Origin of the sequence: Ramlibacter sp. (assembly GCF_035548915.1) — a bacterium.
Lineage (GTDB): Bacteria > Pseudomonadota > Gammaproteobacteria > Burkholderiales > Burkholderiaceae_C > Ramlibacter.
In genome coordinates, this window is the sequence record NZ_DASZSE010000026.1 from 18459 (window position 1) to 34089 (window position 15631).

Here is a 15631-nt window from a genome sequence, read left to right on the forward strand (position 1 = left end):
TTCGTCCGGGTCATATCCGGATAAGCTTATGCGCCAAGGCTGGCAAGGCCTGCCGGCTCATTTGAGGGGCGACGCGGATAAGGGAGAAAAAGCGCTCGCTGCCGCGATAATCGCTGCCAAACGGCAAAAGAGAACCACGAGCATGCCGCAACAGGTCTTCGTCAAGGTCGTCGGCTTCAGCGATGTGGAGCGCCATGCGCTCGACGCGGTGCTTCGCCTGTCGCGCGAGCGGCCGACGAACTATCTGTTGTGGGCCGAGGGCGCGACGGCGATGCCTGCGCTCGCGTTGCTGGATGGCCAGAGCAACGAGGCCCGGCTCGAAGCCGGGAAGCCGAACGGCGGCATGAAGCTCGTCTGGGTCGGCGAAGACCCGCCCGCGGGCGTCTGGCGGACGTTTTCACGGCCGGTCTCCTGGGCCGACGTGGTGTCCGCGATGGACGAGGAGTTCGCATCCCACGCGTCCGTCGAATTCGACCTGGACCTGACGGGCGTGCAGGACGAGCCCGCGACCCTGCCGCCCGACGAAGTGCCCGAGGAGCCCGTGCCGCGGCGGGCCCTGATCGCCAATGCCGATCTCGCCGAACGCCTGTACCTGCGGGCGAAGCTCGCGCTGAATCACATGACCATCGCCGACGAGGCCGAGACGGCGGCGCAAGCTCTGGAGCTCGTGCGCGCGCGCAAGTACATGCTGGCGCTCGTGGACATGGGCCTGCCGGGGGGCGACGGCTGGGAGTTCGTGCGCCGGCTCACGAAGGGCGATGCGCCGATCCCGCACGTGATCGTCACGCAACAGCAGCCGTCGCTCGGCGAACGGCTTCGCGCGAGGTTCGCGGGCGTCGATGCCTTGATGCGCAAGCCCCCCGACCCCGAACGTCTGCAGGAACTGCTTCAGAAGCTTCACTAAAGCGCCCCCCGCGGACGGGTTGCGGCGCTTGCTCCCTCTCCCGCTTGCGGGAGAGGGTTGGGGTGAGGGTTCCGCGCAAGATCGAGCGCATCGGCCAGCTTGCGCTCCAGCGGCAGCGGCTCCCCATGCAGTCGCGCCGCCAGCAGCTGCGCGCACAGGCTTGCAAAGGTGAGCCCGCGCGACCCCATCGCGGTGCTGACCCACAAGCCTTCCTCGATGCGCCCCACGAGCGGCCTGCGGTCAGTAGACGTGCAACGGACGCCCGCCCAGGCGCGGACTTCGCCTCGCTCGAACCGGGGCGCGAGCGATTCGGCGATGCGGGGTGCGAGCACGCGCAGGCGCTGCAGGTTGGCCGCGTGGTCTGCCTGTCGTTCGCTGCAGTCGTTCTCGCCGCGGCCGTAGGTCGACCCGGTGAGCCACGCGAGCTTCCCCCCGATCGGCACGCGCGGCAGAAAGTGCCCGTTGCCGTTCAGCGGGAAGGGCGGCAGGCCCGGCGCTTCGGCGTCCGACCATGAAACCTGGCCGCGCACCGGATGAAGCGCAAGTCGGCCGGAAAGCAACGCCGCGCTCGCATGCGCCGCCGCGACGACCACGCAGTCGAAGGGGCCGGTGTCGTCGAGCCACCACACGTCGTCCTGCCTGCGGATCGCCTGGACCCCGACGCCGCCACGCCATTCGATGCCCGGTTCGCCCAGCCACGCCCGCACGAGCGCGGCGGGACGAATCCAGGCCGCGGCTTCGTGCCACCATGCGTTCGCGGACGCGTCGAGCAATGCTTCGGACTTGAGCGCCGCCGGCGCGGGGCGGCTCCAGATCGCCGCGGCCTCGTCGCTATGCGGGGGCGCGCGCGAGTCGTCGATGCGCAACTCCAGCGCGCCGCAGCGTGCCCAGTCCTCGCCTTCGCCGAGGAGGCGCGCCGCTTCCTGCAGCGTGTGGCGAATGCCCGCGCGCGTGAGACGCGAGAGCAGGTTGTCGTCCGGCGATTGATGCGGCGCCATGAGGCCTGCCGGCAGCGCGGAGGCGCCGGCCGCGGGCTGCGCAGCGGCATCGTGGACTGCCACGCTCCAGCCGCGTTGCGCGAGCGCCGCCGCCACGGCTGCCCCCGACAGGCCCCCGCCGATCACGGCGCAGCGCCCGGGGCGCACTGGCACGGGCTTGATCGAGCCCTTCGGTTGCCAAGGCGGGTCGTAAGTGCCGTGCAGGCAGTGGCGCTTCGGCGGCAGACCGTCGCGCTTTTCCACCTGGAAGCCCGCCTCGGCCAAGGCTCGGCGCACGTCGCCCGCGACCGTCCAGGTCGCGACGCGCGCGCCGCGCCGGGCATGGCGCGCCAGTGCCTTCATCACCTTCGCATCCCACATCGCCGGATTGCGCTGCGGCTCGAAGCCGTCGAGGAACACGGCGTCCGCGTGAAAGGGCGCAAGCCTGCCCAGCACGTCGTGAACGTCGCCGACGGCGAGTGTGAGCAGCACACGGCCGTGCTCGAAGGAGAATCGATGCACTCCCGCAAGCAGTCCGAACCACTGCGCGGCCAGTTGCCGCGCAAGCGGTGGCAGGCCGTCGTGGTCCGCCGCGCTGCGCAGCAGGTCCTCCGCGCTCACGGGCCATGCTTCCACGGAGACGAAGTGCAGCATGCGCGGACGCTTCGTGTCGTCCAGCCAGGCGCGCCACGCGGCCAGAAAATTCAGCCCGAGTCCGAAGCCTGTTTCCAGGATCGTCCACGCCGGCGCTGCGGCCCACGCATGAGGCAGGCCGCATCCGCCGAGGAACACGTGTCGCGCCTGCCCGAGGCCGTGCCCCGCGGGGCGGTAGATGTCGTCGAATCGCGGGCTGCGCGGCGTGCCGTCGGCGCCCCACTCGACGGTGGCCATGGGTGCCGGGTCTACTTCTTCTCGTCGGCGGGCGGCACGTAGCCTGTCGCGACGTCGGCGCCCTGGCCGAAGAAGTGCTGCTCCATCTGGCGCTTCAGGTATTCGCGAGCGCGTTGATCGGCGAGGTTCAGGCGGTTCTCGTTCACGAGCATCGTCTGGTGCTTCAGCCACTGCGCCCAGGCTTCCTTGCTCACCTGTTCGTAGATGCGCTTGCCGAGCTCGCCGGGGTAGGGCGGGAAGTCGAGGCCTTCGGCTTCACGGCCGAGCTTGATGCAGTGGATGGTGCGGGCCATGGGGCGAGACCTCTTGTCTGAGCTTATGCGGATTTGCTGATGAAAACTCTGTCGTTCCGTTCGTGCGGGCCGGTCCGCAGAATGCCTTCACCCAACGAACCGAGAAACGAATGAAATGAACCTTCGCCGCGACTTTATCAAGATTCCCCTGGCCGCCGGCCTCGGCGCCGCTTTGTCCCTTGCTTTCGGCGGCACGGCAACGGCCCAGCCGCCCGTGCAACTGCTGAACGTCTCCTACGACCCGACGCGCGAGCTCTACGTCGACTTCAACCAGGCGTTCGCGAAGTACTGGAAGGCGAAGACGGGGCAGGACGTGACGATCAAGCAATCGCATGGCGGCTCGGGCAAGCAGGCGCGCTCCATCGTCGATGGCCTGGAAGCCGACGTCGCCACGCTCGCGCTCGCGGCAGACACCGATGCGCTCGTGAAGAACGGCGGCTGGGTGGCTCCCGACTGGCAAAAGCGCCTGCCGCACAACGCGTCTCCATACGTCTCCACGATCGTCCTGGTCGTGCGCAAGGGCAATCCGAAGGGCATCCGGGATTGGGACGATCTCGTGAAGCCCGGCGTCGGCGTGATCACGCCGAATCCCAAGACTTCCGGCGGCGCGCGCTGGAACTACCTGGCGGCCTGGGAATTCGCGAGACGCAAGTACGGCGGCGATGCGAAGGCGAAGGAATTCGTCGCAAAGCTCTACGGCAACGTGCCCGTGCTCGACACGGGCGCGCGCGGCTCGACCATCACCTTCGCGCAGCGGGCGCAGGGCGACGTGCTGATCGCATGGGAGAACGAGGCCTTCCTGCTCGAAAAGGAATTCGGCGCGAATTTCGAAGTGATCGCGCCGTCGCTCAGCATTCTGGCCGAGCCGGCCGTGGCGGTGGTCGACCGCAACGTCGACCGCAAGGGCACGCGCGCGGTCGCGGAGGAATACCTGAAGTACCTCTACACCGAGGAAGGGCAGGACATCATCGGGCGCAATTTCTACCGCCCCGCGGTCTCGCAGAAGGCGCAGGCGAAGTATGCGAAGCAGTTCCCGAAGATCGAACTCTTCACCATCGACAAGGCCTTCGGCGGCTGGACCGTTGCCGACAAGGCGCACTTCGCCGATGGCGGGACGTTCGATCAGATCTACGCGCGCAAGTAAGCCGAGCCTTCGCCGCCGGCGGTAGTCCGTCTCCCACACCGTGTCGCGCCCGCGCCTCGTGCTGCGGCAGCGGACTCTTTCCTCAAGATGGGTGGATTCCAGAAAAAGGAGATCGGACATGAGCTATCGCATCGCCGTCGTCGTGGGCAGCCTTCGCCGCGACTCGTACAACAAGCGGCTGGCCCAGGCGCTGAAGGGTCTCGCGCCGGACGAATTCGAGTTCGAGATGGTCCGCATCGACGACCTGCCGCTTTACAACCAGGACGATGACGCCCACCCGGCGCCGCAGGTGAAGCGGCTGAAGGGCGAGATCGCCAATGCGCAGGGCGTGATCTTCGTGACGCCCGAGTACAACCGGTCGATCCCGGGCGTGCTGAAGAACGCGATCGATCACGCGTCACGTCCTTACGGACAGAGCGCGTGGGCGGGCAAGCCGGCGGGTGTGATCGGGATGTCGGGCGGCGCGATCGGCACGGCGCTGGCCCAGCAGCACCTGCGCAACATCCTCGCCTATCTCGACGTGCCCACGCTCGGCCAGCCGGAAGCATTCGTGCAATACAAGGAAGGCTTCTTCAACGCGGACGGCAGCGTGGGCGAGGCGAGCCGCAAGTTCCTGCAGACCTGGATGGACCGGTTCGCGGACTTCGTGAAGCACCACGCGGACGCTGTAGCGACCGCGTAGTGCCGTCTGCTCTGCGGTACCGTTGTCAGGAAATTCCGAGCCTGGACTTTTCAGCCGTGATTTCGGATTGGGTGCGCTCGATGCACTCGTCGACTTCGCGCAAGTCTGCGTAGGCGTAGTGCTCCCCGGGCTTCCTATCCTTGTAGTCCAGCAGTTCCAGTTGATAGCGCTCGAGCTTGACCAGCAGCCTGCGCAAGTTTGCAGCTTCATGCGTCAAGTAAGCCTCGGGCTCGACGCGATGGTCCGTCGCGATGGCGGTCTGAAGTGCGGTTCTCTCGCTTTGCAAAGCGTTGATCCGGCGCTGGATGAACGGCTTGTCCCCGACCACGCTGAGTAGTCCGGCGATTTGTGCCTCGACCCCCGCCAGAAGGTCTCTCCTGGGATTCCAATTCCGCGCGACAGCGAGGGCCGAGTTCTGGCCGGTAACTTCCTGAGCTGCTGGAGCTGCTGGAGCTGCTGGAGTGGCCTGTGTCGGAAGTTCGCCGGCATCGATCGAGCGGCGTCGCTGAGACTGCTCGACGGAAGGCGTCCTGGGTCTGTGGGTCACGCCAGGCTCGACGGGGGCGGGGCTCACCGCCCTCGACGGGTTGGGCGGTGGCGGGGCCACCGCACCGCCCGAAGCCGGGGGCACCGGCGCATACGCCTGCAAGGGGTTGACTGATGCCGCTGCTTCCATCATTTCTGCTCTGTGAATCCAAGTCACCGCAAAATTGCGGCAACCTGCTCAGTAACGGGAAGCGAAGGCGAGTTCCGCGCGCCGCTTCATGCGGCGATCAAGGCGGACGCCTGGTTCGCGGCCGGCGTCGCAGGTGAAGCGGCTGAAGAGCGAAATCGCCAACGGCGACGCGAGCCGCAAGTTCCTGCAGACCTGGATGCACCGATTCGCGAAATTCGTGAAGCACCCGCGGACGCCGTAGCGACCGCGTAGTGCGTGTGGTGCCCTTTACGGAGCGGGTCGCGAGGAAATCCCGAGCCTCGAGATTTCAGCCCAGATTTCCGCTTTGGTTTCCCGGATGTTCTCGTTGATTCGGCGCAGCTCTTCGTACGCGTAGTGACCCTCGTCCCGCTTGGGTGGGTCCTCATACCCCAAGAGTTCCAATTGATACCCCTCGAGCCTTACCAGCAGTTCACGCAATGCTCCGGCGTGCGTTGTCCGGCAAGCAGGCGGTGCGGTGAAGGGGGCACTCTCTATGGCTTGTGAGAGTGCGTGTATCTTGCGTATCTCGAGCTGGATCAGACTTGGCACCGACGGAGCCGGGATCGCAGAGTATCTGGCGATGGCATCGATCGCACGCGTAAGTTGCTCTTTCCTGGGATCCCAATCCGGCGGGACAACGAACTGCGAGTCGGCGCAGAAGCCTTCCTGGGCTGGTTGAGCTTCCGGCGCCCGGGTTTCGCCAGCTTCGCCCGAACGAGGATGCGGAGGCTGATCGACCGAAGGCGTCCGGGGTCTCCGGGGAATGGCCGGTTCCATGGAGGCGGAGCTCGTCGACCTTCGCGGGCTGGGCGGTTGGGCGGCGGGCTCCGCACCGTTCGGCGCCGCGGTTTGCGTCGTGTACGCCTCCAAGGAGTTGGCCGTCATTCCTGCTTCTATCATTTCGCCTCTGTGAATCCGGGTCACCGCAAAATTGCGGCAACCTGCTCAGTAACGGGAAGCGAAGGCGAGTTCCAGGCGTAGGTTCATGCGGCGATCGAGGCGGACGCCTGGTTCGCCGCCGGCGTCGCATGCGCGCGGATGTCCGCGGCGGCGGACTCGAGCGCACGGCCGCGCGCCTCGTCGCCCATGGCCAGCCCTTCGGCTCGGACAAAGCGAACGTCCGTGACGCCGAAGAAGCCGAGCACCACTTTCAGGTAGCTTTCCTGATGGTCGAGCGCGGGCATCGCCGCGTAGCTGCCGCCGCGCGTGGAAGCCACGATCACCGTCTTGCCGCCCGCGAGCCCTTGCGGTCCCTTCTCCGTGTACTTGAACGTGCGTCCCGCCTGCGCCACGCGGTCGATCCAGGCCTTCAGTTGCGTCGGTACCGAGAAGTTGTACATCGGCGCGCCGATCACGACCACGTCGGCCGCGAGGAACTGACTCACCAGCCGCTCGGAAACTTCGTTCTGCCGGCGTTGCGAGTCCGTGAGGTCCGCCGCGTCGATGCCCAGCCGGAATCCGAGCGAGTCCATGTCGAGGTGCGAGGGCGCATTCCGCGCGAGGTCGAGATACTCGACCGTGGTGCCGGCGTGGTTGGCCGTCCATTGTTCGACGATGCGCCGGGTGAGCTGGCGCGAAACCGAGTTGGCGGCAAGCGGGCTGGAATCGATGTGAAGCAGCTTCATGATGGACCTTTCTCCTGTGTGGGTCGGAGGGCAACCTCCTCGCAACTAATTCTGGGGATGGGTCGATCGTTTGATAAGTCGCCGATTTCGGGATAGATTGTCCTGCCGATAGGTCGAATCACGCCCCGCCATGCAGGATCTCAACGACATGCTCTACTTCGCCGAAGTGGTGGACGCGGGCGGCTTCGCGGCGGCGAGCCGGGCGCTCGCGATTCCGAAGTCGAAGCTCTCGCGGCGCGTGGCGGAGCTCGAATCGCGCCTGGGCGTGCGGCTTCTGCAGCGCACGACGCGCAAGCTGTCTCTCACGCAGGCCGGCGAGCTCTATCACCGTTACTGCGTGGCGATGCGCGAGCAGGCCGAAGCGGCGAACGAAGCGGTGCTGCGCGTGCAAAGCGAGCCGCGCGGCACGGTGCGCGTCTCATGCCCCGTGACGCTCGCGCAGACTTCCATCGGCGCGCTCGTGCCGCGCTTTCTCGCGCAGCATCCGCAGGTGCGCATCGAAATGCTCGTGACCAACCGGGTGATCGATCTCGTGCAGGAAGGCATCGACGTGGCGCTGCGGGTGCGCGCCACGCTGGACGACAGCGGCACGCTCGTCATCAAGAACCTGGGTCCGACCTACGGCATCCTCGTCGCGAGTCCGCAGTTGTTGCAGCGCCAGGGCGCGCCGCAGGGGCCGGAGGCGTTGAAGCATCTGCCGACCGTGGCGATGAATTCCGCCGACGGACGCTCGACGTGGCGATTGCGCGGCCCCGACGGGCGCGAGTTCGAGTGGCAGCATCACCCGGTGCTCACGGCGGACGATCTGCTCACGCTCAAGTTCGCGGTGATGCATGGCGTGGGCGCGTGCATGCTGCCGGACTATCTGTGCACGGAGGAATTGCGTGAAGGCACGCTCGCTCCGGTGCTCCCCGGCTGGTCGCCCGCGCCCGCGATGGTGCTGGCCGTGTTCCCTTCGCGCCGCGGGATGGTGCCCGCGGTGCGGCGCTTCCTCGATTTCCTCGGGGACAACCTCGTGGGCGAGCGGATCGTGCGGACGCAATGAGTGGGCCCGGGGGCGTCTTCGCGGTCTGTGCCGCGAAGGTCCCTGGGTCTCATGCTCCTCGAGGAGTGCGCGCAGTTCAGGTCGCAGATGCGCGCCGGGTCAGTTCCTGGACCGCGAGTTGGTGAAACGTATGGATCAAAGCCCAGGTGTTTCTCTCAGACTGGAAAACGGTGTCGCTGCCGCCAGGGACTTCGTGCGAGGCTTGAAAAAGATAGTGGACCAATCGGGCGATATCGGACGGCGTCATTTTCCTCAGTTCCTCACTGGCCGTCTCCATACGCACGTCCCAGGGACGAGGCTCGTCACTGGCAAGTGGCTGCCAGGAAGCTGCAAAGTAAAGCAGGCGCGCTGCGGCTGCGGGATCGTGTTTTTCCTTGGCAGCCGTCACGAATCCGCGAAACGCTTCCGACATTTTCTCGCGCTCGGTTTGGAGCTGTTCAGCTCGCCACGCTGGAATCGTGGTCGGAGCGCTCGATCGTTCCTCGAAGTCATGCTTTCCCTCCCGGGAGCGGGCTTCGTCGGCCCGTACTTGTGTCACGCCCTTTTTCGTGGTGGGCGTCACGCCTTGTTCAGGGGCGAGCACGCCTTGTTCAGGGACGAGCACGCCTGCATCTCTTTGAGCGGTTGCCAATGATGCGCTTTCCATAACATTCTCCTTTTAAGTGGGGGCGAGGGTGAGTAACACCGCTCGGCGTTCGGTTCCCGATGTCTTGGCCCGGCCACGCCATCCCACTGGATACTTCGAGGTTCCGGTGCGGCGGGGTGCCTTGCCTGCCCCATCGCACCGTGCGGAGGAACCGAAGTCAATGCGTGTGGCGATCCGGTGCCGTGCCCGTCGTGACCCCGATGGATCGCATCGCGCGCTCGTAGACCTCCGCATACTGCGCCGCGCTCTCGTCCCACCCGAAGTGCCGTGCCATGCCGTTGCCCTGGATGCGCCGCCACCGCGCCGGCTCGCGCCAAGCCGCGACCGCACGCCGCAACGCGTCGTCGAACCCCGCCGCATCCACGCTTCGCATGACGAACCCCGTGCCGTGCGCCGGGTCGCGCGTCGCATCGGTCACCGAATCGGCGAGTCCTCCCACCGCCGTCACGATGGGTGGCGTGCCGTACGCCTGGCTGTACATCTGGTTCAGCCCGCAAGGCTCGAAGCGCGAAGGCATGAGGAACACGTCCGCGCCGGCTTCGATCCGATGCGCGAGCGCTTCGTCGAAGCCGAACGTCACCGACACCTGCGACGGATGCGCGCGCGCGAGCTCCGCGAGCGACGCATGCAACCCCGCCTCCCCCTGGCCCAGCACCGCGAGCTGCGCGCCCTGCGCCAACAGGCCGGGCAACCCTTGCAGCACGAGGTCGATCCCCTTTTGCGACGTGAGCCGGCTCACCACGCCGAAGAGCATCGCCCGCGGGTCGGGCTTCAGCCCGCACTGCGATTGCAGCGCCCCCTTGTCGAGCGTCTTGCCCGCGAGGTCCGCCCGCGAGTAGCGATGCGCGATGAGCTTGTCGTGCGCCGGGTTCCATGCACGCGTATCGATGCCGTTGAGGATACCCGTGAGCTTGTGCGATTGCGCGCGCAGCACGCCGTCCAGCCCCGCGCCGAATTCCGGCGTCTGGATTTCGCGCGCATAACTCGGGCTCACGGTGGTGATGCGATCGGCGAACTGCAAGCCCGCCTTCAGCATCGAAAGCTGCCCCCAGAATTCGACGCCGTCGATCCCGCGCCAGTGCGGCGCGATACCCAGGAGATCAGCCGTCTCCATCGGAAACACGCCCTGGAACGCGAGGTTGTGAATCGTGAGCACGCTCGCTGCGATGCTCGCGAACGGTTGCGCGGCGCGCGCCTGCGCGAGGTAGAGCGGCGCGAGCGCGCACGGCCAGTCGTTCGCATGCACGACGTCGGCTCGCCACGGCGCGCAAGGCGACGCGGGCGTGCCCAGCTGCGCGGCGACGCGCGCGAGAAATCCGAAACGCAAGGGGTTGTCGCCGTAGTCGTGCCCGGACTGATCCACGTACGGTCCCCCCGCGCGTTGATAGAGGCCGGGGCATGCGAGCAAGAAGAGCGTGAGGCCGCTTTCCGTGCGCACGGGCAGCAGCTGCGCCGCGGGCCAGGGGCCTTGCGGCGGCAGGTCCACCGAATCGCCCACGACACCCGCGACCTTCATGCCGCGATACGCGGGCAGCAGCACGCGCACGTCGTGGCCCATCGATGCGAGCATCGCGGGCAGCGCGGCGCTCACGTCGCCCAGGCCGCCCGTCTTCACGTACGGCGCGCATTCGGGCGTGGCGAAGAGGATGTTCACGAGCGGCCGTCCTCGGCGAGGAGCACGACGAAGGGGAGGGCACCCGCATCGGCGAAGAGCGCTTCGAGCTCGAGTCCGCCTTCCTCCGCGTCGGCGGCCATCACGCGCGCGCCGGTCATCCAGTTGCGCCAGGCGCGAGCGCGGCGAAGGCTCGCCGTGTCCGCATTCCACCGCGCGCGCGTCCCGCGCCAGAGCACCGGTGCCCAGTGGCGAGCCTCGCCTCCGCACAGCGTGTAAAGAAGGCGCGCCGCGACCACGAGCACCACCGGCTCGTCTTCGTGCACGCGGGCGAACGCAACGGCATGGTCCGCCGCCGGTCCTTCGAGCGTGACGATCGCGTAGTGGCCATCGCGGAAGAGCCGTTCGTGATCCCGCCGCAGCCGCAGCAGCCGCCAGGTGACGAGCTGCTTGATGCGGCCGTCGGCGATGCTTTCGTGCAGCTCGTGCCATTGCTCGGGCGACGGGTGCGCGCCGGCCTGCATCGCTTCGAGCGATTGCAGGTCGCGCGCGAGGCGTTCGAAATCGGCGCCGCGCCGGTTGTCCGGGTCGACCAGACTGAAGCTCCACTGCTCGCAGCCCTGGTAGATGTCGGGGACGCCCGGCACGGTGAACTTGAGCGCGAGCTGCGCGAGGCTCGTCATGAAGCCGAACGGCGCGATGCGCGCGGCGAAGCGCTGCAACTCGTCGGCGAACGGATTCGGCCCGGCGCGCAGGATGGCATCGACGTACTTCGCGAGGGCTTCCTCATAGGAGGTGACGGGGCAGTGCCAGTTCGTGTGCTGCTTGGCTTCCCGCACGGCCTTCAGCATGTAGGCCTGCATGCGCTCGCGAATCGATTCGCGCTCTTCATCGCCGGGCGGGGTGATGGGCCAGAGGCCCACGAGCGTCTGGAAGAGCAGCCACACGTCGTTGCGCGACGGCATCGGCTCCTTGTCGCCGCGCGTGAGGTACATCTCGGCCCAGCCCGCGAGACGCTGCAGCATTTCGCGCCACGTGAAGGGGTCTTCCGACAGCACGCCGATGCGCGCACGCAGGTCTTCCGACCGCTTGCTGTCGTGGGTGGAAGTGGCAAGCAGGCCGTGTGGGCGGTAGCGCTGGCGGCCGAGATTGGCCGCGTGGAAAGCCGCCACCGACATGCCGAAGCTGCGCGGGTCCGAGCCGACTTCGTTCAGCGACACGAGTCGCAGCCACCGGTAGAACGCGGTGTCTTCCATCGACTTCGCCATGACCGGCGCGGTGAACTGCTGCCAGCGCGCGACGAAGCGGTCTCTGAGCTCCGCGGCCGCGTCCGCCGCTTCGCCTTCGCCGAGCAGCACTTCGCGCACGTGATCGAGCACCGTCGCTTCGGCCCCGCCCAGCCTGCGCTTGGCCGCGGCCACCGCCCAGTCGGTGTGCTGCCGGTCCATCGCGCTCGCGGCCGCGCCGGGCCGGAGATACGTGCGATAGACGGGGAAGTTGGCCGCCACCTCCGCGAGCGCGATGCGAAGCCGGTTGCGCGTGAAGTCGCGCCGCCGGCGATTCGCGCGCGTGATGCGATGCAGCGCCTGCGTGAGCCATTCGAGCTCCGAAAAGAGCGAAGTCTCGATGATGAGCTTCTTGCAGCCGTAGACCACCTCGTCGAAATCGCGCCACTCGCCCGTGAAGCCGCGATAGGCGGCACTCATTTCGTGTTCGTTGCGCGCATCGACGAAGAGCGCCCCCACGAGGCTTGCGAAGCGGTAGCCGGTGTGGCCGTGCACACGCCAGGCCTCGGGCAATTGCTCGTGCTCGGCGAGAATCTTCTCCACGACGAGGTAGAGCGCGCGCGGCTCGGCGCCTGCCACCATCGCCTGCCGCGCGTAGTGCGATTGCAGTTCGAGAAAGTACGCCTCGGGGTCGCTCAGGCCGTCCGGATGGTCGATGCGCAGGCCCGAGAGCCACCCGTCCTGCAGCCACTGCAGGATGCGCCGGTGCGTCGCCTCGAACACTTCGGGCCGCTCCATGCGCAGCGCAGCGAGCGTGTTCACGTCGAAGAAGCGGCGGTAATTCACGTCGTCGCTCGCCACTCGCCAGTCCGCGAGGCGATACGCCTGTGCGGAGATGAGCCGGTCGAGTTCGTCGAAGCTGGCGGCTTCGCCGGGGCGGCCGTTCAGCCGGTTCAGGCACGCCTCGATCCAGTGGGCGAGCCACTCGTGCCTCGCGACGAGCCGGGCCAGCGTGCGCTTGTACACGCCGCTGTCGCGCGCGCGGCGTTCGGCCTCCTCGGGCGCGTCGCGCGTGGGCAGCCGGCCGAAAGCGTCGAGCAGTGCGCTCACGACCGCATGGCTGTCGGTTTCGGTTTCGTCGCGCGCAGGCGGCGCGGGCAGCGCGGCGAAGATGTCGGGATAGCGCTGCGGATCGACGGGGAAACGATGCGCCCAGTAGCGCAGCCCGAACTCGCCTTGCTGCGCGTCGAAGCCGAGGCGAATCTCGCCTGCCTCGAGCACGCGCCCGTAGTGATCGCCGAGCACGGGCAGCAGCACACGGCCCTGCATCTCGGGCGCGGCCGGCGACCATTCGATGTCGAACGTGTTCGCATGCCGCGACGCGCGGCCGTGCTCCAGCACGTCGAGCCACCAGGCGTTGTCGGCTTCGAGCACGCCCATGTGGTTGGGAACGATGTCCAGTATCTGTCCCATGCCGTGGCGGCGCAGGGCCTGGCAGAAGCGCTCGTGCCGCACGGCGTCGCCCACTTCCGGGTTCACCTCGGCGTGATCCACGATGTCGTAGCCGTGCGTGCTGCCGGGCCGCGCCTTCAGGTAGGGCGAGCTGTAGAGATGGGACACGCCCAGCGCATGCAGGTAGGGGATCGCGCGCGCGGCATCGTCGAAAGTGAATCCCCGGTGGAACTGCACCCGGTACGTGGCGCGCGGGACATTGGCCGTGGCGAGCGGCGGCAGCGCATCGTGCGCGAGTTCGGCCGGCACCGGGCCGCTGCGCTCGCGCTTCAGCACGGCGGCGACGCGCGCCCACCGCGGCTCGCTCGCGAGCTCGCCCACGCTCACCGCGAGCTTGCGGCGCCAGTTGGGGAAGCGGTCCTCGGTCGTGCCCGGCACGTTCACGTGCAGCACCTGCCCCGTGAGGTCCTCGAGCTGAACGCCCACGAGCCAAGAAGGCGTGCGCGCGAGGTACGCGTACACGGCTTCGACGAATGCGGGCGTCGCATCCGGCATCGAAGTCGGCTGCACCGTCATGCCTTCGGGCAGCAGCGATTCGCGTTCGAGCGCGATGAGGAGGTGCGCGCGGTCCTGCGCGCGCTGCAGCACCTGCCGCTCGCGCGTGGCGTCGTCGGGGTAGAGCGACAAGGCGGCGGCGAGTTCGATGTCTTCGCCGAGCCAGAACCCGCGCAGCGTCGGCAGGTCGTGCGTGCTCACGACGGCGAGTGCCTGCGGCTGCCACTGCGCGGGCGGCTTGAAGCCGCCGTCGTCGCTGCGCTCGAAAAGAAGCGGCCGGTAGGAGAGCATGCGGCGTTCCCGCATCGCTTCCCGCATGCGCGGCGCGACCGTGCCGAGGTCCTCCCCGATCACCATGCAGCGGTGCCGGTGGCTTTCGAGCGCGAGGATGCCCATCAGGTCCGCGAGCGGATAGCTCACGTACGTGCCGCCCTGCGGCCCGGTCCAGAAGAGGCGCATCAGCGCCATCGCGTGATCGAGCCTGAGCGCGCCGCAGTGCCGCATGTTGGCGCGCAGCATGTCGATGAAGGGCTGGTAGCGCGCGGCCTTCAGGCGCCGCGGATTCCACGGCGGCAGGCCCCAGTCCTGCCCGAGCACGTTCAGCGCATCGGGCGGCGCGCCCGCGTGCATGCCAAGCGCGAAGACGTCGGTGTGAACCCAGGTATCGGAGCCGCCGCCGTTCACGCCCACGGCGAGATCGCAGTACAGGCCGATGCCCATGCCGCGCGAGCGCGCGTAGCGCTGCACCGATTCGAGCTGCCGTTCCGTGAGCCACTGCAGCCAGAAGCGGAAGCGCACCTCGTCCGCGTGCTCGCGCGCGAATTCGCGCACGGCCTGGCCGTCGGGGTCGCGGTATTCCTCGGGCCACGCGGGCCAGCCCCAAACCGACGGGTCGGCGGACCACAGGTGAGCCTGCAACGCTTCGAAGAGCGCGTGGCGACCCGTCGTGTTCTCGCGTTCGCGCACGTATGCGTCGAACTGCGCGACGCGCGGATCGTCCGCGCGCAGTGCGAAGTCGCGCCACAGCAGGCGCAGGATTTCCTCCTTGGCCGCGGCGGCGCCGGCGTAGTCCACGAGTTCGCACTCGCGCAGCGCGCGAAGCCGTTCCTGGAACGATTCGGACTGCAGCCGCTCGCCGACGCGCGGGCTGGATGCGAATTCCGCGAGCGTCTGCACATCGAGGTAGATCGGATTGAAGGCCGTGCGGCTGGAGGGGCTGTAGGGACTCGCCGAGCCGGGGTTGTGCGGGAAGAGGGCATGCAGCGGACTCAGGCCGATGAACGACGCACCCTGGCGCGCGGCCGTGTCGACGAGCCGGCGCAGATCGCCGAAGTCGCCGATGCCCCAGTTGCGCGACGACCGCAACGCATAGAGCTGCACCGTGCAGCCCCACCAGCGTTGGGCCGATTCCAGCGGCTCGGCACACCAGCAGCGTGGGGGCGCGATGACGAGCCGGCAGACGCCCGCGCCCGCCTGCAGCGTGTAGTAGCCGGGTGCGAGGGCTTCGGTGATACGGATGACGCAGTGTCCTCCATCGGGCTCGACGTGGCCGTGCGACAGGACCTGCGTCTCGCCTTCGGCCGACACCTGCCACGCCTGCCCGGCTTCTTCGTGGCCGGCCCAGCGCACTTCGCAAGGCTCGTCCCGACCGACCACGTGCACGGGCGGAAAGCCCTCGTGCTCCCAGGCTTCGCTTTCCGGATCGAGCCCCATCGCGCTCAGCGCGGCGCGCAGCACGGCATCGGTCACCGCCTGCTCTTCGCCCCAGAAGCTGTGGTAGCGGTCCGCGACGCCGTGGCGCGCCGCGCGTTCGGCGAGGCTCATCATCGCGCGATCTCCCGATCTGCGACGACGGTGGCCGCGGCGATGGGCCGCACCGGGC

At 67.9% G+C, this 15631-nt stretch carries 11 protein-coding genes; 4 read left to right on the forward strand and 7 right to left on the reverse strand.

Translation table 11 applies throughout. The features are described 5' to 3' along the window. Nucleotides 1–142 precede the first annotated feature (142 nt). Complete coding sequence (locus VHA82_RS07970) at nt 143–904, forward strand: response regulator (protein ID WP_325542253.1); 762 nt, start codon at nt 143–145, stop codon at nt 902–904. Here VHA82_RS07970 and mnmC read toward each other — a convergent pair. Further along, entirely contained in the window at nt 901–2772 is a 1872-nt protein-coding gene (gene mnmC / locus VHA82_RS07975) for an FAD-dependent 5-carboxymethylaminomethyl-2-thiouridine(34) oxidoreductase MnmC (protein ID WP_325542255.1), read from the reverse strand. The two genes, VHA82_RS07970 and mnmC, sit on opposite strands and share 4 nt — an antisense overlap. A gap of 11 nt (nt 2773–2783) precedes the next feature. After that, on the reverse strand, nt 2784–3065 hold the full coding sequence (locus VHA82_RS07980; RefSeq protein WP_325542257.1) for an oxidative damage protection protein: 282 nt from the start codon (nt 3063–3065) through the stop codon (nt 2784–2786). A 115-nt stretch (nt 3066–3180) separates the two neighbouring features. Between VHA82_RS07980 and VHA82_RS07985 the strand changes: the two genes are divergently transcribed. Together VHA82_RS07985 and VHA82_RS07990 are read left to right on the forward strand one after the other, a co-directional pair. Beyond that, nucleotides 3181–4209 carry a sulfate ABC transporter substrate-binding protein gene (locus VHA82_RS07985; protein ID WP_325542260.1) on the forward strand — a complete coding sequence of 343 codons (1029 nt, stop codon included), beginning with the start codon at nt 3181–3183 and terminating at the stop codon, nt 4207–4209. A gap of 118 nt (nt 4210–4327) precedes the next feature. Then, a complete protein-coding gene (locus VHA82_RS07990; RefSeq protein ID WP_325542262.1) occupies nt 4328–4891 on the forward strand; it encodes an NAD(P)H-dependent oxidoreductase in 564 nt (187 codons plus the stop codon). A gap of 25 nt (nt 4892–4916) precedes the next feature. Here the strand turns inward: VHA82_RS07990 and VHA82_RS07995 are convergent, their stop codons facing one another. Then, nucleotides 4917–5438: a hypothetical protein gene (locus VHA82_RS07995; protein ID WP_325542264.1), complete on the reverse strand. Its 522-nt coding sequence runs from the start codon at nt 5436–5438 to the stop codon at nt 4917–4919. 1133 nt (nt 5439–6571) lie between these two features. Continuing rightward, complete coding sequence (locus tag VHA82_RS08000; protein ID WP_325542266.1) at nt 6572–7213, reverse strand: FMN-dependent NADH-azoreductase; 642 nt, start codon at nt 7211–7213, stop codon at nt 6572–6574. Nucleotides 7214–7343: 130 nt separating this feature from the next. Between VHA82_RS08000 and VHA82_RS08005 the strand changes: the two genes are divergently transcribed. Next, entirely contained in the window at nt 7344–8258 is a 915-nt protein-coding gene (locus tag VHA82_RS08005) for a LysR substrate-binding domain-containing protein (RefSeq protein ID WP_325542269.1), read from the forward strand. A gap of 76 nt (nt 8259–8334) precedes the next feature. Here the strand turns inward: VHA82_RS08005 and VHA82_RS08010 are convergent, their stop codons facing one another. From VHA82_RS08010 to VHA82_RS08020, 3 genes are all read right to left on the reverse strand, one after another. Continuing rightward, entirely contained in the window at nt 8335–8904 is a 570-nt protein-coding gene (locus VHA82_RS08010) for a hypothetical protein (protein WP_325542271.1), read from the reverse strand. Between the two features lie 157 nt (nt 8905–9061). Then, on the reverse strand, nt 9062–10558 hold the full coding sequence (glgA, locus tag VHA82_RS08015) for a glycogen synthase GlgA (RefSeq protein WP_325542274.1): 1497 nt from the start codon (nt 10556–10558) through the stop codon (nt 9062–9064). Then, a complete protein-coding gene (locus VHA82_RS08020) occupies nt 10555–15576 on the reverse strand; it encodes a malto-oligosyltrehalose synthase (RefSeq protein WP_325542276.1) in 5022 nt (1673 codons plus the stop codon). The genes glgA and VHA82_RS08020 overlap by 4 nt, the downstream gene beginning before the upstream one ends. Nucleotides 15577–15631: the final 55 nt, after the last annotated feature.